The 19201-nt window shown below is 39.4% G+C and carries 24 protein-coding genes; 3 read left to right on the top strand and 21 right to left on the bottom strand.

Going from position 1 to position 19201, the window contains the following annotated elements:
* Positions 1 to 10: 10 nt before the first annotated feature.
* Complete coding sequence (locus QUF49_RS15775) at positions 11 to 1534, bottom strand: MDR family MFS transporter (RefSeq protein ID WP_289496610.1); 1524 nt, start codon at positions 1532 to 1534, stop codon at positions 11 to 13.
* 320 nt (positions 1535 to 1854) lie between these two features.
* Between QUF49_RS15775 and QUF49_RS15780 the strand changes: the two genes are divergently transcribed.
* Together QUF49_RS15780 and QUF49_RS15785 are read left to right on the top strand one after the other, a co-directional pair.
* Positions 1855 to 2301: an OsmC family protein gene (locus QUF49_RS15780; protein WP_289496611.1), complete on the top strand. Its 447-nt coding sequence runs from the start codon at positions 1855 to 1857 to the stop codon at positions 2299 to 2301.
* A 133-nt stretch (positions 2302 to 2434) separates the two neighbouring features.
* On the top strand, positions 2435 to 2662 hold the full coding sequence (locus tag QUF49_RS15785) for a DUF1797 family protein (RefSeq protein WP_289496613.1): 228 nt from the start codon (positions 2435 to 2437) through the stop codon (positions 2660 to 2662).
* A gap of 65 nt (positions 2663 to 2727) precedes the next feature.
* Here the strand turns inward: QUF49_RS15785 and QUF49_RS15790 are convergent, their stop codons facing one another.
* The 15 genes from QUF49_RS15790 to QUF49_RS15860 form a co-directional block, all read right to left on the bottom strand.
* Complete coding sequence (locus QUF49_RS15790; RefSeq protein WP_289496614.1) at positions 2728 to 3114, bottom strand: gamma-glutamylcyclotransferase family protein; 387 nt, start codon at positions 3112 to 3114, stop codon at positions 2728 to 2730.
* A gap of 426 nt (positions 3115 to 3540) precedes the next feature.
* The gene (locus QUF49_RS15795) at positions 3541 to 3873 is read right to left on the bottom strand and encodes a hypothetical protein (RefSeq protein ID WP_289496615.1); all 333 of its coding nucleotides are present in this window, start codon (positions 3871 to 3873) and stop codon (positions 3541 to 3543) included.
* Positions 3874 to 4002: 129 nt separating this feature from the next.
* Positions 4003 to 4749, bottom strand: coding sequence for a gamma-glutamyl-gamma-aminobutyrate hydrolase family protein (locus QUF49_RS15800; protein WP_289496616.1), 747 nt, complete (start codon positions 4747 to 4749; stop codon positions 4003 to 4005).
* 212 nt (positions 4750 to 4961) lie between these two features.
* Positions 4962 to 5147, bottom strand: a complete 186-nt coding sequence (locus QUF49_RS15805) for a hypothetical protein (protein WP_289496617.1) — start codon at positions 5145 to 5147, stop codon at positions 4962 to 4964.
* Between the two features lie 375 nt (positions 5148 to 5522).
* Entirely contained in the window at positions 5523 to 7196 is a 1674-nt protein-coding gene (locus QUF49_RS15810; RefSeq protein ID WP_289496618.1) for a M3 family oligoendopeptidase, read from the bottom strand.
* A 70-nt stretch (positions 7197 to 7266) separates the two neighbouring features.
* Complete coding sequence (locus tag QUF49_RS15815; protein ID WP_289496619.1) at positions 7267 to 7395, bottom strand: hypothetical protein; 129 nt, start codon at positions 7393 to 7395, stop codon at positions 7267 to 7269.
* Between the two features lie 117 nt (positions 7396 to 7512).
* Positions 7513 to 7860 (bottom strand): hypothetical protein, encoded by a 348-nt coding sequence (locus QUF49_RS15820; protein WP_289496620.1) that lies wholly within the window; start codon positions 7858 to 7860, stop codon positions 7513 to 7515.
* Positions 7861 to 7864: 4 nt separating this feature from the next.
* Positions 7865 to 9268: a bifunctional metallophosphatase/5'-nucleotidase gene (locus tag QUF49_RS15825; RefSeq protein WP_289496622.1), complete on the bottom strand. Its 1404-nt coding sequence runs from the start codon at positions 9266 to 9268 to the stop codon at positions 7865 to 7867.
* A 19-nt stretch (positions 9269 to 9287) separates the two neighbouring features.
* Entirely contained in the window at positions 9288 to 9680 is a 393-nt protein-coding gene (locus tag QUF49_RS15830; RefSeq protein ID WP_289496623.1) for a VOC family protein, read from the bottom strand.
* A gap of 12 nt (positions 9681 to 9692) precedes the next feature.
* Positions 9693 to 10097 (bottom strand): GNAT family N-acetyltransferase, encoded by a 405-nt coding sequence (locus tag QUF49_RS15835; protein ID WP_289496625.1) that lies wholly within the window; start codon positions 10095 to 10097, stop codon positions 9693 to 9695.
* Positions 10098 to 10111: 14 nt separating this feature from the next.
* Positions 10112 to 10864, bottom strand: a complete 753-nt coding sequence (locus QUF49_RS15840) for a sugar phosphate isomerase/epimerase family protein (RefSeq protein ID WP_289496626.1) — start codon at positions 10862 to 10864, stop codon at positions 10112 to 10114.
* A 25-nt stretch (positions 10865 to 10889) separates the two neighbouring features.
* Entirely contained in the window at positions 10890 to 11348 is a 459-nt protein-coding gene (locus QUF49_RS15845) for a GNAT family N-acetyltransferase (RefSeq protein WP_289496627.1), read from the bottom strand.
* 16 nt (positions 11349 to 11364) lie between these two features.
* Positions 11365 to 12135, bottom strand: a complete 771-nt coding sequence (locus QUF49_RS15850) for an alpha/beta hydrolase (RefSeq protein WP_289496628.1) — start codon at positions 12133 to 12135, stop codon at positions 11365 to 11367.
* A 22-nt stretch (positions 12136 to 12157) separates the two neighbouring features.
* A complete protein-coding gene (locus QUF49_RS15855; RefSeq protein WP_289496629.1) occupies positions 12158 to 13015 on the bottom strand; it encodes an MBL fold metallo-hydrolase in 858 nt (285 codons plus the stop codon).
* 55 nt (positions 13016 to 13070) lie between these two features.
* Complete coding sequence (locus tag QUF49_RS15860; RefSeq protein ID WP_289496630.1) at positions 13071 to 14009, bottom strand: VanW family protein; 939 nt, start codon at positions 14007 to 14009, stop codon at positions 13071 to 13073.
* Positions 14010 to 14249: 240 nt separating this feature from the next.
* Here QUF49_RS15860 and QUF49_RS15865 point away from each other — a divergent pair, with 240 nt between their 5' ends.
* Entirely contained in the window at positions 14250 to 14435 is a 186-nt protein-coding gene (locus tag QUF49_RS15865) for a hypothetical protein (protein ID WP_289496631.1), read from the top strand.
* Here QUF49_RS15865 and QUF49_RS15870 read toward each other — a convergent pair.
* The 5 genes from QUF49_RS15870 to QUF49_RS15890 all read right to left on the bottom strand — a co-directional run bounded on the left by QUF49_RS15870 (position 14409) and on the right by QUF49_RS15890 (position 19145).
* Positions 14409 to 15380, bottom strand: coding sequence for a ring-cleaving dioxygenase (locus QUF49_RS15870; RefSeq protein WP_289496632.1), 972 nt, complete (start codon positions 15378 to 15380; stop codon positions 14409 to 14411). The genes QUF49_RS15865 and QUF49_RS15870 overlap by 27 nt on opposite strands.
* An 85-nt stretch (positions 15381 to 15465) precedes the next feature.
* Positions 15466 to 15792, bottom strand: coding sequence for a YnfA family protein (locus tag QUF49_RS15875; protein ID WP_289496633.1), 327 nt, complete (start codon positions 15790 to 15792; stop codon positions 15466 to 15468).
* Between the two features lie 71 nt (positions 15793 to 15863).
* Positions 15864 to 16829: an L-histidine N(alpha)-methyltransferase gene (gene egtD, locus QUF49_RS15880; protein ID WP_289496634.1), complete on the bottom strand. Its 966-nt coding sequence runs from the start codon at positions 16827 to 16829 to the stop codon at positions 15864 to 15866.
* Positions 16826 to 18106: an ergothioneine biosynthesis protein EgtB gene (egtB, locus tag QUF49_RS15885; RefSeq protein WP_289496635.1), complete on the bottom strand. Its 1281-nt coding sequence runs from the start codon at positions 18104 to 18106 to the stop codon at positions 16826 to 16828. Before egtB ends, egtD begins: the two co-directional genes overlap by 4 nt.
* Before the next feature lie 757 nt (positions 18107 to 18863).
* A complete protein-coding gene (locus tag QUF49_RS15890) occupies positions 18864 to 19145 on the bottom strand; it encodes a DUF3817 domain-containing protein (RefSeq protein WP_289496636.1) in 282 nt (93 codons plus the stop codon).
* Positions 19146 to 19201: the final 56 nt, after the last annotated feature.

The following is a 19201-nucleotide window of genomic DNA, read 5'->3' on the forward strand; positions in this document are numbered from 1 at the left end:
AGCTCTCTTTCTATTCTGGCTTTGTCTCCGGTTTTCTTGAAGTTTCTACTCTTTCATTTCCCATAAACAAAATGACAACCGCAGAAATAACGATCGGAATCAGTGCATATGTGAAAACTGTTGTAATGGATTCAGACATTGATGCAGTTATACCGTCTAAGATATTAGTAGGGATCTTCGTGCGTTCCTCCGCTTGAAACACCTTTTGTGGATCTATGTTCGTAAAAGCCTCTGAACCTTCCCCGCCGAAGCCTTTTAGGTTTTCCTTTAGCTTTTCATAAAAAATGCGGTTTTGAAGTGCACCAAATATCGTTACACCAAGCGTCATACCTAGTGACCGCAGAAAGGCATTTGTTGAGTTTGCTGAGCCTCGGTAGCGAAACTCCATCTTATTAATTGTAGCTGCTGGTAATAACGAGAACGAGAACCCCATTCCAAATCCAACAGTCACCATAAAAAATGTAAGCATTATTCTAGATGTGTCTGGTGTCATCCCGCTTAGCATATACATTCCGCTGAAATAAGCGATAACCGATATGATCATCAAGTTACGGAAGTTGGTCTTCGTTTGAAAGATACCACCGATCATACTTCCCGCAACTGAACCTAGCATCATTGGCGTTAGAACCATTCCTGCACTTGTTGCAGAGCCACCGTATACAGCCTGAACAAATATGGGAATAAAGACGGCTAAGATGATAAACGTGCTGCCGTACAGAAATCCTAAAAGCTGTGATGTGGCAAAAAGACGCTTCTTAAACATCCAAAAGGAAATGATCGGCTCTGATGCTTTTTGCTCTACAGCAAAAAAAACAATGAAAAAAACGGTGAAAATAGTAAACAGCGCAACGATCTGTGTGGAATCCCACGCATATGTTTTCCCGCCTAATTCAAGTGCGAACATCAAACTTACGACAGCGATAACAAGTGTAATGGCTCCCCACCAATCAATTTTCTGCTCCCGGTGCTCAAGTGTTTCCTTATAATAGCGGAAGATTAAATAGAAAGAAGCTATACCAATCGGTACGTTTATATAAAAAACCCAGTGCCAGCTGATCGCATCAGTAATGAACGCTCCCAGCAATGGACCAAGAACACTCGACGTTCCAAAAACCGCTCCAAGAAGACCTGTCATCTTTCCTCTCTTTTCAGGTGGAAAGATATCAAAAACAATGGTGAACGCAATCGGCATCAGTGCTCCCCCGCCAATACCTTGTATAGCTCGAAACGCAATCAGCTGCTCCATGCTTTGAGCGAGACCGCAAAGCGCTGAACCAATCAAGAATACAACAAGACCAAAGATGAAGAAACGCTTTCTTCCATACATATCGGATAGCTTTCCGTAGATCGGCATCCCTGCCATTACGGCGACCATGTAAGACCCTGTAACCCAAACGAACTTATCAAATCCTCCAAGATCCGCCACAATGGTTCCCATCGCAGTTGCAACAATGGTGTTGTCCATTGCCGCCATTAGTATACCGAGCAACAAGCCCGCGACTACCAATTTTAAATTCTTTTCTTTATGCACCATCGCGCCATCTCCTAACCTTACACCCTCATGTATACTTAATAAGATTAAGTATACATGAGGGACTTCTTGAGGGACAGTCCCCCAACAATTTATTTCCTTTGCTAAATCTCTTTATTTGCATAGGGTGTTTTCTGCATTTCTTACTGCAAAAATGCAGTGTTTCGTTTTTCAATGATTGAAATAGTACTTTATTTCCTAAGCTTTCGATTTGGATAACCATAAAAGCCGTTTTTTTGATATTTTTCATATAAACAGGAAATGTGACGAATAATTCTCTATCCTTTACACTAGAGATAAGAACAAAAAGAGGTGAATGGTAAATGGCTCAACATGTTTTTCATTTAAAAGCACATTGGCCAGGTGGCAGAAATGATTCGGGAACGATTGAAACGAAGAATCTACAAACAACGGTATCAATTCCTCCCGAGATGGATGGGCCTGGGATCGGCACTAATCCTGATGAGATGCTGCTTGGAGCGGCTGCCACTTGCTATATCATAACGCTTGCTGCCATGTTGGAACGAAGTAAGATTGAAAAGATAGATTTAACGATGGAATCTGAAGGAATTGTCGATGTAACAAACGGGGTAATTACGTATCAAAAGATCATTCATAGACCTGTCGTCACGATCAAACATGACCCGTCAAAAGACATTTCGACAATCTTACAAAAACTCGCCATAAAAGCTGAGCATTCGTGTATGATTTCGCGGGCATTGAAAGGTAATGTCGAAGTAGATACCATTTTGACGATAAAAAAACGGTGAATTTGGAAGAACGGGACTTCCGTTACCTGTACTTACCAAAATACTTATGTTAGCATAAATGTTAAGAAAGGAAAATATTATATTATTTGGGTTCCTAACAAGTTCCCCCATAATAGAAAGGGGACGATGTATCATGAACCAACCAGATGTGAAAGCTATACTTTTAAACTTGCAGAACAAACAGTATATTGAATCCGATATTACGCACACCTTTAGTGAAAACCACACAGCCGTTTTTTCTGTTAAGTATTTGAAGAACGATCAATCGTTCGAAGTGATTCAGATTGAAACAAACTCCCTTCAGCGGTTTGATGACGTCGACTCAGCTGTTCATTGTATTAATACCTTGATTGCTAAATAGAGAAGATTTCTCATTATAATAATAAAAGAGGCTGACCATGAAAATGGCAACCTCTTTTTTGTTTGTTATTTATTAAAATACTTCAGCCAATCATTTTCTGGGATCGGTAAAAAATGCTTTTCTTTTTTCTTCATTATGTATAATAACGCTTCTATCTCTCCAACTGTTGTCCGAATCGTAGCAATTATACGATCGTAGAGATTGTTTGTTCCGTTTTCCTCAAAATCTTCAAGTCGGTCTAAACGCTTTAAATCATCCGATGTGACTTTATATAACTCACCGGTTACCCACTTCCCGCTCTCGACTACTAACGCCGGGTATCCAAAGCCGGTATCGTAGAGCTGGCCTTCCGCGAAGCATTTTTCTTCTATATACACTGCCTTATTTAAAAAATGATCATTGCTTCCACCTTTTCTAAGGGTTCCGTAAACAAAAACAAGATGTTTTGCCACTTTCTCTCACCTGCCTCCTCAAAAACATTATCCTTTGGAGAAAAAAACAGCCCAAATCAAAACATATTAAAACAAAATCCCTAGTATGCTTGAGATAACCGTAAAGATTAATAGAAGTCAGCCTAGCAATTTCCGATCTGTTTGAATGAGAAAGATACTTAACGTCATGATACCAAAGAATAAACCTAAAATCGCCCAAAACCACCGATCTTTGTTATAAAGAGGTGCCTGTAAAATAAATAATAAGCTATGAGCAATTCAATTATAAAAACCATTCCAAGTTCCACTACTTTTTCTTCCCTTCTTAACATATGTTTTCTTACAAATACCCTACATCCACACCTAGTTAACCCTTTTATTTCCAATTAAAAAAGCTTTCAACCTGTCTTGTTTGGCTGAAAGCTTTTTCGTTTTATACTACACGATTTAATATCCTTTTCTCACATCAATAACGTGCTCATTTTTCTTTTTACGGCTGCCTCTTGCTGCATCAAATAATAGTACGATAGCTGTTACAATGTGCATGGCCATTCCGATAAACGGCAAGTATCCTACCACGGAAGTGATGAGCCCTAAAACACTGCCGGTGAATCTTTCTTTTTGAACGATACAAATAACGAGTGTGATTAAATGAAAGACGAACATGAATTGAAGTGGGCCCCAAGCTGAAGCGAGGATTATAGCCCCTCCTAGAAAAGGAATGCCAAGAAATGCTTCAATACCTCCTGAGATTATTTTTAAAAGTCTCGATACATTCATGAGACAGCCTCCTCAAAAGTTTCTATCCTACATTACGTTTACGATACGAAAAAGTTTCCTTCTATATACATTCCCTTTCCTCTTCATGAAAAAAACCTCCAGCGAACGGAGGTTTTGATTCGTAACGATTTATTTTTTACTCGCTTCTTTAATAAACGTTGTAATAATCGCCATCATGTTCTTATTTTCATGTCTCAATTCTTCCGGATGCCATTGAGTACCTAACAAAAATGTCTTTTCTTTGTCTTCAAGCTCCAATGCTTCAATTACACCATCTGCAGCCCTGGCTGCTACTCGCAACCCTTTGCCGACTTTCCCAATCGCTTGGTGATGGAAGCTGTTTACGGCAACTTCTTTTTCCCCTACGATTTGATATAGTTTACTGTCTTCATCCAGAGTAACTGTGTGAGAAGGTTCTGTTCGAGTGGCAGATTTTTGAAAATGGTTGATGCTATCGGAAAACTCACTCTCTACATCTTGAACAATTGTACCGCCATAGCTGACATTTAATAGATGGTACCCTCTGCACATCGCTAGGATGGCTTTTTCGTTTTCACGTGCTTTTTTTACTAATTCAATTTCAAAATCATCACGGTGTTTGTTTACTTTTTTCACTTTAGGATGCGGTTCATGACCGTATGTGATCGAACTGATGTCCTCACCGCCTGTAAAGATGATCCCATCACACAAGTTGGCATAGTATTCTGCTTCCTCAGGCTTACCCATCGGAATAACAACAGGAATCCCTCCTGCATCTCTTACTGTTTCTGCAAATTTATTATATACAACGATTGTATCAACATTTTCATTTTGGGTTTCAATTGTGTTGATGGACATAACCGTACTAGTAAGTCCTATTAATGGTTTATGTGTCATATGATACTTCCTCTCAAATAAAGTGGTTTCCTCATATTTAGCCTTATTACATTACATGTAAACACCCATAATTTATCATTCCTATTACTATTATCCAATTATTCGTTTAAAACCATCTTTTTATGGAATAAATGGTTATATTTTATTTGAAATCAAAAACAAAAACAGCTCACAAAGCTGCAAGCTGTTTTTCTCTATTGAATCTGTTAAATTTATTGCATAGGAGGTCTTGGTTTTTTAACCGAATATACAAGTTCTATGTCTCCATTGGCTTTCACTCGTTTAACTATATAAGTTTTCTCAACACCTTGTTCGGTATTGTGAAAGGTGATTCTATCGCCTTCTTCAAATTCTGATGTACCTGTGTCCCATAATTTCTCGTCATCGGGTTTTCTCATACCTTTCACCCCTCGTTATCCGAATAATTGCCCCATATGCAATATGCCATTTAACTCTATTTTCCCTCTGAAAGGAAAATGAATCCTAATCGTCCATTAAACGTGCATATTTTACTCTCGTTATTGAGAATCCAGCATACAATCTCCTTTGTCCGCTGGGAATAGAGTCCGGCTCAATATCGGATTTTGGTTTGTCGGCAAAGCAAATTAATTTCTCTCTCACCAACCGGTTATGACAAGAATTTATGGACACCTCTTTATTGGTTATCTCATTAGCTACAGATTTTTTATAAAGTGCGCCTTATCTCTATAGTTCTACTAAGTCTATTCAATACCTTTAAATTATTTAAATTCGTTAAATATTTGTTTTCTTAGTTAACTTACAGTCAGCAAATCCAGTTCTTTCGAGACAAACTCCATAAGTTCAGCAATTGTTTTTGATGAGAAATCCAATTTAATTCCTGCTGCTTCATAAACCTCTGGAAGCGGTTTGGAGCTGCCGAGTTTTAATGCTTGTTTATACTTTCGAACTGTTTCTTCAGGATTTTCTTTATAGTTTTTGTATAGTTGAAGAGCACCTAGCTGAGAGATCGCGTATTCAATAAAATAGAAAGGAACTTCATAAATATGAAGGGTGTACAGCCAGCCTTTTTCTTTCCATTCTTCGCACCCCTTCCAATCTATAATGGAAGCATCGTATCGATCCTTAAGTTCTCCAAATTTCTTCGTGCGTTCTTTCCAAGTATGATTTGGATGCTGATACAGCCAATGCTGAAACTGATCAATTACCATAATATAAGGCAGGCTCATTATGGCTCCTTTCAGTTGGTCTTTCTTCGCACGATTTAATTCTTCTTCCGTTTTGTAAAACTCATTCCAGCGATTCATCGTGAAAAGCTCCATACTCATACTAGCAAGCTCAGCCGACTCCATCGGGATTTGTTTATACGCATATAACTCTTGATCTCTCTTTAATAAATCATGGATGGCATGACCCATCTCATGCATGAAAACAACTAAATCCCCATCAGTCTTTGTCAGGTTCATAAATATAAATGGAAGGCCTGTCTCTGGCAAGTTCTCACAAAAGCCACCTTGTGCTTTTCCTTTTCTGCTTGTCAGATCAAACAGCTTCTTCTCATTCATTTCATGTACAAGTGAACCAAATTCAGGATCGAGTTCACCCAGCACCTTTGCAGATTTATTGATTAATTCAACATCTGAATCTACTGGTTTTAACGGATTTCTGTTTTCTGGTACAGCTCTAACATCCCAAGGTTTGTAATCGTCAAGCCCGATCTCATTTTTATGCTCTTTTTGCAGTTGAAGAGCAAGTGGAACGACATGTTCACGAATGGATTCTGCAAGCTGTGTGCAATCTTCAGGCGTGTAGTCAAATCGATAATACTTCTTAAACATATAATCTGCAAAACCATTTAATCCTGCATTTTCTGCTTTTTTTGTGCGCAGCTGAATAAGCTCGTCCAGAATGCTTTGCAGCTTTTCTTCTTTCTTTAAAATCGGTTCGTACAAAGCTTCGATTGCGTTTTTCCGTGTATTACGATTAGAGTCTCTAAAGTGAGCGAACAGCTCACTGATCGTCACTTCTTTTCCTTCCCAGTTTGCTGTTAATCCTCCAGTTATCTCGAAATATTGGTTAACTAGAGCGTCTTCTTGTTTCTCAATTTCTAAGTTCGCCTCTTGAAAAAGTGCAAACTGAGTTCTCAGCTTCTTCTTATACTCGCCATATTGATTATCAGGAAGTTCAGCTAAAAATGGAGATTCTAAAACTTTCTCATCCAATATAGATTGATATTTTTTAAACAAAGGCTTGATGTGCTGCTGGTCGAATTCATATACTTGTCTGATTTCATCGCTATCACTTTGGCACTGAAAAGCAATGTAATGCCTAAGCATCTTTTCTTCTTCTCTTTCATACACTTTCTTTTGCTGGGATAAAAACGTCTTTAAGTCTTCGGTCGATGTTATGTTAACGCTTACAAGATTTTCGAACTCGTTTTTTAACAGCTCTATTTTCTGATCGTTCATATCGATCCCTCCCGAGTCATTCTACCCTATACTTTACCACAAATAGGAAAATGCTTGATAGATGTAATGTTTAACTAACTAGCAGGTTATTTATGTAAGTCTGTTGCTGTAGTCTTGTTGCTCTTTGAGGGAGTTGATTTGCGCTCCAGGATGCTCGCTTTCCGCGGGGCAGGAGTCTAGCACCTTGCACTCCAATCAACTTGTCAAAGAAGGGAAAGATTTTAAATAACTTTTTTGTGGAAGGGTGAAAAGTTTTTAGTTAGCATTCCTACAAAGCAAAAACTGACCACAGGTGCACTTCAGGTACCCTTTTTGGTCAGTTTTCTTCTTCCTTATTACGGTCTAAATAGAACGATAACATCCAAAACTCAAAAGCGCTAATTTCATATTGATAATCAATCTTCGCATCAGTCTTAAATGATTCCAACTCTTGAACAATATACGTGCCATCTATATCATAAATCCGATATAGATCTTGATCTGCAACTGTAAATTTCGGAACTTCTTCTGGAGAGATCGCGAGCTTTACAGTCTTCTTGTCGTTTTTGTTTACGATGTTTAATACTCTTTTGGATATGCTGCTATCCTCTTTTTCCTGCTCAGAATTTGAACACGAGGTTAAAAGTAATAACGTTAATGTTAGACCTAAACAACGATTTCTCAACTTACTACACCATTGTTTGGGAATTCAGATACTGTTTTTTCATATAGTTAATAAGTACATCTTTAACCATAATATCCTTTCCGACCTCAATAAGTTTATTTCCCTTAACGTTTTGATAGCCTGAAATATCTTCATATAACATAGGAGTTCCCGTACCAACAGTATAGGTTTTCAATAAGTCAATTCCTTCTCCGTTTACAAGGATGTTGGTAATATGTTCACCTTGTCCATCCCAGCTAACACCTGAAAACTGCAGCTTTCCAATTGGAATACCGTGTGGCCGAAATCCGCCTCCATAGATTGGTCTATTCACGATCTCATCGTTATACGACTCACTAATCAGGCCGGTGAGTTGCTGTCCTGTAATCTGCATAATGACAGGTGAATGCATGCTTTTACAGACGTTAACTACACTACCTTTTGTTATATTACCTTTACCTAATCCCTCTGTTACGCCACCACCGTACATGATGCCAATTTCAGAGTTCCAGTGTTCCTTTAAACTAGCAGCTGCTAACCTTACAATTTGTTCATGTGAGAGATCTTCCTCTGTATAATAAATTACTTCAGACAAGAACTTCTCTGCTTGCAGTCTTCCTTTTTTTAACACAATTTCTAGTTCTGAATCTATCTGGTCATCTAATGTCATCTCAATTAATCGACCATGATGATCAATTACTTTTTTATTCTCCAGATCAACCGTAATCTGCAGTTCTCCTACATATTGACCGTAGCAGCCTGCTTGGACAATCACAACATCTGAAACGACTTCTGGTTTTTGTAGAACAGTATGACTATGAGCTCCAACGATAACATCTATCAAACCAGAAAGCTCTTTAGCAAGTTCAACATCTACCTTATTCCCCATATGTGAGAGGAAGATAATGAGGTTGGCTCCTGCTTCTCTTAGTTCAGATACAGCTTCTTTTATGACTGTCACTGTATTTCTATTACGAAACCCATGCTTATTTTCGTATATGTCTTCAAAGAGATCCGTAGCACCAAACATACCGATTTTTAACTGACCCATTTCCAGCATTATTGTTTTTTTCGTACCGCCAATTTGAGAACCATCTGCCTCTTCTAAATTGAGAAGTAGCCAAGGAACGTTCGAATCTATACTTAACTGTCTGATCTTTTCTTTAGGCAAACGTAAGAGTTCATTATTCCCAACAGACAATGCGTCATAACCCGTTGAAGCAAGCATGTCAAGATGAATGTATCCACCTGTTGCCAGACATTCGTTCATACTCATATCAAGGTGATCACCGCCATCTACAGCGATTACATGTTCGTTCTTACCTTTAAGTTCTTGCTTTCTGTTTTTTATGTACGCTGATTGCCTTAAAGCTAGGTCATAATGACCATGCAGATCATTTGTATGAAGTATGGTTAATGTTTCTTTCATAAAATTGCCCCCCGTAACTCTAACAATTACAAATCATTACCACGTTTCCGTCTGGGTCCTCTACATTGAACCAAGCCACTTCGCCGTGCCACTCAATCTCGCGTATCACGTTCAACTTCTTTTCCTTCATGTCTGCATAAGCTGCCTCAATGTCTGGGGCATATAGATTAAACATCGGCCCTGTACCTGGTGCTCGGTGAAAGGATGGATCAAACGTGTGGTCGTCAAGAGTCAATCCAGTTTGTCCCGTTACTGGGATGTTGTGGACAGGGGATTTCACTTCACTCGCATCAATCGTTACACCTAACAGTTTGGCATACCATTCTACAGACTTCTTCAGATCAGATACGTGAACAAATACATTATTTATATGGCTCTGAATCGGGGCAATACTCGTTACTTTTTCACTCATTGAAAACGCCTCCTAAGAAATAATTTCTTCAAACGTTTTGCGAAAACCATAGAATGGCCTAAAGCTTTGTGATTCATAAAAAGTATGCGATGTGCTTGATGCAAGCATTTCCATGCGAGTTCGAGGGTGCTTGCCATGGATAAACGTTAATAATTTACTCCCTAATCCCTTGCCTCTATAGGATTTCGAGATCAGCATCTCGCAAATATACAGAGTTACATGTCCATCTGTTAGTCCCCGAACATATCCGACTACTGTTTCATCCTTTAACATGACATATGCCACGTTCGAATTTCTCCATGCTGTTTTAGTTTCTTCATAGCGATCAACGAGCTGAGTCCAGCCTTCTGTCTTGTTCAGCTCTTGAATGGCATCAAATTGTTCTTCTCTATAGGGAACAAACTTTACATCTTCCATGTTGGCCGTCTCCCTTATAAAAGCGCCTTAACGTTCTGCACTCCTTTTTCCACTTCAGCTAGTAAATCCCCTTCAAAATGTTCCTGCTCGATAACACAATAGTCTACTTTTTGTTCATCCGCTAACTTTAAGAAATGGCTTAAATCCAACTTGCCTGTTCCTGCGATCGTACTCTGCTTCTGACCGTTTTTCTCAACCATATCTTTTAGGTGAAAAGACACACAGCGGAAACGATACGTATTCAGAAGCTCTTCAGGCTCATAACCAGCATACTTTGCCCAGTACGTATCGAGTTCCATTTTGACTAGTTCAGGATCGGTTTCACGGTAGATCACATCGAACGGCAGCTTTCCATCAAGCTCATAAAATTCAAAATCATGGTTATGATAGGCAACGCGAATGCCGTACTCTTTGCTTCTGTAACCAGCTTCGTTCAATACTTCCGCAACCCGCTTATAATCATCGATGGATTGTCTTTGTTCTTCCGTTAAATAAGGCATGATCATCAAATCATTTCCCAAAACTAGCTGATCTTCCATCTGCTTTTTAAAAGCGTCCCCCGAAAATTGTTCTAGCGGAATATGAGCGCCGGCAACTGTTAAGTCGTTCGCATCTAGTACCTTTTTTACTTCTTTAGAAGAAATGCCAAAAAGCCCTGCAAACTGAACACTGTCATAACCCATCATTTTTACCTTTGATAACGTATCTAATAAATTCTTCTCAGCCTCTGATTGTATAGAGTATAGTTGTAAACCAATTTTACGCATGATATTTCTCCTTTTTTTAAAACGTTTACAAAACTTTGTTCATTGAAATCGATGCTTGTTTGTAGCCTAGCTTTCGATAAAGTTCAATCGCATTCTCATTCGTGCCAAAGACATGCAACCCGCAATATACTGCTTCTTCGTCTTTTGATTCATTTTCAAAAAAACGGAGTGCATTTTTTGCAATACCTTGCTTTCGAAAGCTCTCTAAAATATAGATGTGATAAAGAAAAGCACTCTTCTCTTCCTTAGAAACATGAAACCATAGGTAGCCTGCGACTTGTTCACCGCTTTTTATGTAAAAAAAATGCTGTCCTTCTGTTTTCTCCTGATCTGGAAGCAGACTTTCCATTTGCTTTTCTGCTTTTTCAGTTGCTTGCTCTTTCGTCATCATATAATGTTCAGAAGTATCTTGAATATAATCTGGCATCATGAACTCCAGATATTCCTTGAACTGATTGTTGTCCATTCTTTCAAACGTAATCAACGCCTAATCACTCCCTTTACTTCATCAAATATTGGATAATTTCAGGCATTCGTTCGCGCCAAGCTGATTCATGGTGTTTTCCACCTTCAATAATGTCAAAGCGTACGTCAATTCCTTTTTCCTTCAACACTTCATAGACCGTTTCAGAAGAGCGGATATAATGGTTCGCATCCACTTTTGAGGTATCCTCATCTGTCCCAATATCCATGTAAAACTTTTTCAATCCGCTTAAATCGCTTTTTTGTATAAAACTCTCAATCTCTTTTTGATTGAACCAAAACGCCGAAGAGAGACTTGCCACCCGGCTAAAAACGTTAGGGTAGCGACACGCTGCATATGTAGAGATCAAACCGCCCATTGAACTGCCGGCCATTAGAGTTTCTTCCGGTTTTGTTCTGTATTTTTCATCAATTAGCGGTTTCAATGTATGAAGAAGATACTCAATATACGCTGCACCTTTTCCACCGTATACCCCTTCAATCTTTAAAAGTTCAGGTCCAACAGTCGGATTTTCCCAAGGTCCATATTCATTTAAACGCTGAAATCCTTCATGGTTGCAGTCAATTCCAACGATGATGAGAGGCGTTTTACTATTTTCTAAAAAGTCCGAAAGTCCCCATGATACACCGTAGCTCGCATCTTCATCCCTAAAAAGGTTCTGACCGTCATGCATGTAAAGTACAGGATAGCTTTCTTCACTTTCTTCATATCCATACGGCAAACACACGCGGATCTGTCTTTCTAACCCTTCAAACTGTTCAATTTTTACCTTGAATTCTTGAATCATCGTATTCTCCTATTCTATCAGTCTAGTTGTTTAGCTCATAGCCGTTAACAAAAAATTGGATGGTTTCCACTTCATCTTCCGTTAAATCACGTCCGGTTTCAACTCTATATTCTTCTGTAATGTCACCAATATTACCTCTATGTTTTTGAGTGAGGGTTGCAAGTTTTCTTAACAATGATGCTTCACTTTCAAACTCTTGCTTATTCGCAGGTTTCCAATGCGAAAAAATATAAAATTCTGCGTCATAAGATTCCACTAAATCCAGTAATTTCAATGTTTTTTCCACCGTATAATTATTTTTCGGTGCGTACATATTGGCATACATGCAATCCGCTAAAAACAAGATTTTCTCTTCTTTTATGTAGACTACGATAGAGTCTGAAGTGTGGTCTCCCCCTACGTGTTGAAGGACGCATGTTACACCGCCTAAATCGATCTCTAATTTTTCTTCAAACGTGATCGTAGGCAGTTTAATGGTAATATTACGGTGATCTCGGAATTCTTTTTTGATCGCTTCCGCACAGAATTCAATTTCAATCCCTTGTTTCACTCGCTCATCAATTGCTGCATCTGACCAAGAAAAAGGAAGCAGTTCCTCCATTTTTGTTTTCGTATTGCTAGAAGCAATAGATGGTATGTTCAATGCTGAAAGTCCAAAGATATGATCCCAATGCCAGTGAGTGATAGCGATAAGGCTAGGGGTTGGTATACTGTTCTTTTTAAGTTCTTCTAAAAAATATTGTGCATGATCCTCTGAGTTTCCAGCATCGATCATTAATGTCCTATCATTTCCAACTACTGCTCCTAAAATTGGACGATCTGTTTCGGAAACAGGCGTTTGATACCAAAAGCGGTTAGTTAATTTTTCGAGTGTCTGCAAAACATCCATCTCCCCCATTTATAACACTTCTTATTTTACATTATTGTACTTCAAATTATCTCTTAGGGTTAGAAAGATGCACATCTTGTTCAATATGAATTTCTTCAGGTATGTTCGTAGGTGCATTTGGAACTTTTCTTGTTTTTTCATCAAGAATCTCAGAAGAATACAGTTTTATTACTAAACTGCCACCATAACGTTTGGCTCGAATTAAGATGGGCTGGTTGTATTTGTTTTGAAACTGAAAATCAGGTCCGTACCAGCTTACTGTTGCGTCACGGCCTGATGGAACATAGGGAACGCGTTTGCTGTGAGAATAGCGCTGAACAATTCGTAATCCTGCACGATCAACGGCATTAAACAAGGTAGATGAAACCTGACAGATTCCTCCACCAACTCCTTCTGACAGTTCACCTCTTACAATTATAGGTGCACTTTTATACCCTTTTGCAGTTGTTCTTCTTCCAACTACTTTGTTAAATGAAAAGGTCTCATTCGGAAAGACAACATGACTATCCAATGCTTTTGCAGCCAGTTCAATGTTTGTCGTTCTGCTTTTATTATTTGAATTGAAGTATGTAACATATTGGCCGATCTGCTGTGTTTTTATATGTGCCAGAACTTCTGTATCCACTTTCGGATAGATGTTCATTTCAGGTACATCCATCTTCTGAGATCCCGTTGAAAAAAAATAGGTATAAAACTTTTCTTTAAATGCACTGCGATTTAGCCGGTAACCTACTTCACCTGGGACAATACCGCCGTAATCATTAAGTTTTGCATTAATGGGAGCTTTGAAGGATCTTTTATCAAGCAGCTCAAGGAATGAAGAGAATTTCGTTTCATCAACCATAGGTATCCCAGGAATGGGAGCTACAAATTGTACACGATTGATTTCAGCGATCATCTTTCCCTGTTGGTTCACCGTTAAAGAATCAGGTGATTGAAGAGAATTTGCCAATAGTAAAAGTCCAGTAAACCAAGTTAATAACATGAGAAAAACCTCCGCTGCTGTTTATTCCTAGCGTTTTTTACTTTTTCCTAAATTGAGATTTTTATTACATCTTTGCATGAAAAAACGCTTGAATCACGAATGATTCAAGCGTTTTTGTTTAGCAGTTTTGGCACAAAGTGAAGGAAAAGATTCACAAGCAGCAATCTTTTTAAAAAGTTCTTTTCTAAAAGATTTTCACTTTAAAATGTTGTCTTCTATGATTGTTGATTGGAGTGGAGGGTGCGAGACTCCTGCGGGACAGGCGGGCAGGTGAGACACTTAAAAGTGAAACGTTACGAATGTGGCTCACCGCCTGCCCCGCGGAAAACGAGCACCTGGAACGGAAATCAACCACTTCCAAAAGCAACAAAGTATGCGAAAACAGCTTTTAAAATTGACCTATTGCTTTGTATGAAGAGGCTTTAGTTTCGCTTCAATTTCCTCACGGTGAGGCTCTAAAAATGGAGGCAAAGCCAAAGACTCACCGAGATGCTCAAGTTCTTCATCCGTATCAAATCCAGGACCATCTGTTGCAAGTTCAAAAAGAATGCGGTTTGGCTCTCGGAAGTACAGTGATTTAAAGTAGAAGCGATCCACAAATCCCGAATTCGGAAATCTGGATGTTTTTACTTTTTCGATCCATTTTCTAAGTTCATCCTCGTTATCAACGCGGAAGGCCACATGGTGCACGCCGCCGCGACCAAGGCGTTCCCCAGGAATGTCCGTTCGTTCTTCCACATGAATTTCAGCACCGCTTCCGCCTTCACCAGTTTCTAACACAATGATATCAGGCTGTCCCCCAACTTCAGGTTCAAATGTGCCTTTTTTACGAAAACCTAAAAGTTCCGTTAATACTTGAACAGTTGGTTCGGCTGCTGGAACGGTCAGTCTTACAGGGCCAAGGCCGATAATCGCGTTTTCTTCTGGTGTTGTGCTCTTACTCCACGGCTGTCCGCCGGCAACACCTCTATTGTTTTCATCTGAAACCAAGATCAGCCTTTGGCCTTCAAGGTCTCTGAAGGCTAGCGTCTGGCGTCCTGCACGGTCCTTTAGTTCATCGGTTTCAATGCCGTTTTGCTTCAAGCGATCTTGCCAAAAGCGAAGAGCTGCATCATTTTTTACTCGTAATGAGATTGCCGAAATGCTGTTATTGCCGTCATGGTTTCTTCCTGCCATCGGAATTTCAAAAAACGTCAGTTCTGTCCCTGGATTTCCTTTTTCATCACCATAAAACAAATGATACACACTCGTATCGTCCTGATTCACCGTTTTCTTAATCAGCCTTAAACCCATTACTTCTGTATAAAATTTAAAGTTTTCAGGCGCATTTGCCGTAAGCGCAGAAACGTGGTGAATGCCTTTCAATTCCATGTATACCCCTTCTTTCATGCATTTTCTTTTATTATCTCCTTTTGTTTGGAAAATGCCCAATGAAACGGTTTGATGGTGACGCGCTTTAACTTCTAGGTGCCCAAAGCATAACTGATACACCAATTAAACAGATTGCCGCCCCCACCCAGTCGTATAAATCTGGCGTTTTTCGGTCAACGAACCAGCCCCATAGAACGGCAAGAATAATAAAAACACCTCCGTACGCTGCATACACTCTCCCAAAGGTCGGAAAGTTTTGCAGAGTTGGAATGACGCCATAAGCAACTAAGATAAGACTCCCTGCTAATCCATATGTAAATGGCTTAGATTCTCTGAGCCAAAGCCAGACCAAATATCCTCCGCCGATCTCCGCTAAACCTGCAATAATAAACAAAAAAATAGCTGCTATCAATTAACCGCACCTCCTTCTTACGCATTCTACAGCACGAAAAAAACTCCTCTAAAAGGAGTTTTTGCCGGAATCTATTCTACCATCAAATAATGCATGCTGAACCAGTTCTTTTCATCTACCCATACCTTTTTCGGAGTAAATCCGCAACCCGCTGCAATATCTTGAAATTCCTCAATCGTAAATTTATAAGAGTTTTCAGTGTGAATGGTTTCACCTTCTGCGAACGTTACTTGTTCGCTGCCGATGGTTATGGTTTGATTTTTGAGACTTACGAGATGCATTTCAACCCTTCCTTTTTCTGCGTGATAAAACGCATGATGATGGAAGTTTTCAAGGTTAAAGTCTGCAAGAAGTTCTCTGTTTAACCGGTTCAGCAAATTGGTGTTAAACTGACTCGTAATGCCTTTGCTATCATTGTAAGCAGCGTTTAATACAGCATGATCTTTTTTCATGTCTACACCGATCAAAAGTCCGCCGTTCGGTTTTAGGAAATCAGCCGTCATTTTTAAAAAGTTTATCCTTTCATGAGGTTCAAAGTTCCCAATTGTAGAACCTGGAAAGAACACTGCCTTGTTAGATGACGCGAGTTTTGGCACTTCAAATTTTTCTGTGTAATCGGCAGAAACAGCGTGAACATTTAAGTGCGGATACTCAATGGAAAGAGCTCTTGCTGATTGATAGAGAAAATCTTTTGAGATGTCGATCGGTACATATTCTTTCAGTTCAGGCATCGCCTCCAGCAGAGTTCTCACTTTTTCACTGCTGCCGCTTCCAAACTCAACAAGCGCTGTATCGGTGCCAATTGCCGCAGCCATCTCATCTCTATATTTATTTAAAATAAACAGCTCTGTACGTGTCGGATAATATTCAGCGAGCATGGTAATCGCTTCAAACAGCTCTGATCCTTTTTTATCATAAAAGTACTTAGGAGAAATGGTTTTCTTCTCCGCTCGTAATCCGTTTAGCACTTCACTGTACATATCCGTTTCTGGCTCGTTTCCTACGTGATAATGGACATTGGATTTTACTGTTTTCATGACATGTCCTCCGCCAGACGGATTCCGCTAAACTGCCATCTTTTATCCGCTTGGAAAAAGTTTCGGTACGTCGGACGTATATGCAACCTGGACGTTACACATGATCCCCCTCGCAAAACCATCTGATTGCACATGAATTTGGCGTTGTACTCACCAAGTGCGCCTTCAAGCGGTTTGCTTTGAGGGTAAGAAGTGTACGGGCTACTCGTCCATTCCCACACATCTCCGTACGCTTTTTTAATCGGTGACTTTGACTGTGGTTCACCAACAACTGGATGGTACGTTTCACTTTCAACAAAATTTCCTTCTATCGGGATGGAGGCAATCGCATGCTCCCACTCTGCTTCAGTCGGCAGGCGTTTCCCGCTCCATCTTGCAAAGGCATCTGCCTCGTAAAAACTCACATGACAAACCGGTTCATCCAGATTTAGTTTCTTTTCACCGGTTAACGTGAATGTGTACCAGCCGTCCTCTGTTTTTCGCCAATAAAGAGGATGTTTCCACTTCTCTTTTTTGACTGCTGCCCAACCGTCTGACAGCCAATGTTCCGGCTGCTCGTATCCTCCTGCTTCAATAAAGGATAGATATTCACCGTTGGTTACCGGATGAGATGCTAACTTATAAGAATTCAGCCAAACTTTGTGACGAGGACGCTCATTATCAAACGAGAACCCTTTACCTGTAAAACCGATCTCCACGAGGCCGCCTTCTATGTTCACATATGTTGCTTGTGATGGTGCTTCAGAGTCTTGTTGATTGGTAGATGAGGATTGCATATATTGTGGCAGCAATGGATTACAGCTGAAATTATATTTTACATCAGTTAAAAGGAGTTCCTGGTGCTGCTGCTCATGCTGAAGGCCGATCTCTATTAAATCTTCTATTTCTTGCGGCACGTGCTCGCCATAGTCTTTTAAAATGCTTAAGATTCCTTCATTCACATGTGCACGGTAGGCATACACTTCATCCATTGATGGTCTTGAGAGGACACCTCGGGAATGTCTAGGGTGATACGAACTAATGGTTTCATAGTACGAGTTAAAAAGATAGTCAAATTGCGGATTGAAAGGGACGTAAGAGGGATTTTTTTCTTTTAAAATAAACCGTTCAAAAAACCATGTTGTGTGAGCAAGATGCCACTTTGGAGGACTAACATCAGGCATAGCCTGAATAATTGTATCTTCGTTTTGAAGATTGGACGTTAGTTTTTCAGATAATGACCTAATCTTGTTGAATTGTTCACTTAACCGCTCGACTGCTACATGCTCAATCGCCATAAAAATCCTCCCTTTTTTAGCTGCTGCTTTTTACCACATTGCCTTCAGTTGGAATTGGATGTTTGTTAAACGCTTTAGCAAAGTGAATTTGATTGTACGTCATTATTTTGTTGTGCTGCATCGAGCTAGCCCTGCTTCACCAACCCAATATGTATCTAAACTCGGCGGGATCGTAAAACTTTGTGTGATAAGCCGTACATTCTCCTCGTCACAACAACATCTGCCACCTTAATATAAAATATATATTGGCCTTGCTCGTTCATCATGCCACTAGCTCGTTAAAGCCTTTCGATTGCTCGCGATGCAAGATCGTTAAAATAGACTCTCCTATTAAAGAACATTTTAAGGTATAAATAACCGAATATTAGCAAATTAAAACAAACTACATGATTTCTTAACATGATGGGAAGAGGGAATTGGCTGATTCTTCAGTTGAGGTATTTTGGAGAAATTTATAAAAAATTGGGTAGGATCATTGTTAACAACGGTCGAAATGATTCAATTTAAGTATGTGTCCCTCTTAGATATACATTAAGTTGAAAAGGTGCACGCTCAAGAGACACATTTTTTTATTAAAATACTGATTAAGTCGAGAACGATACTAATTAAGTCTAAAACAAAAAAAATTAAGTCTAACCGTTGCACAATTAAGTCTAAAAACTAAAATATAGGTCTTGCGACAAAAAGCAGCTATTTCATCAAATCAAACCAAAAGAAAGAAGGCACCTTAAACAAGGTGCCTCCCATTAAACATAGATCAGTCTCTTAAAAACTTTCGGTCAAAGATGAAAGGTCCAAACGGCAATACAGATGATACTAATGCTAAAAACGCACGCATGATTGGCCATTTCTTTACATTGTAAACATAAAGAATAGCTAGAATGTAGAGCACGAACAACAGACCGTGCAGAGCACCAACGATCGATACAGCAAGTGGTTGATCCAAGAAGTATTTTAACGGCATTGCAATAAACAGAAGAATCAAGAAAGACGCACCCTCAAGATATCCAACTGTTTTTAACGTTTTTAACGGGTTCATAAATGAATTACCTCCATATCACGATTCTACCTATAGTTTTATCATAAGTTGGGTGA

This window comes from Fictibacillus sp. b24 (genome assembly GCF_030348825.1).
In the GTDB taxonomy this organism is placed as follows: Bacteria; Bacillota; Bacilli; order Bacillales; family Fictibacillaceae; genus Fictibacillus.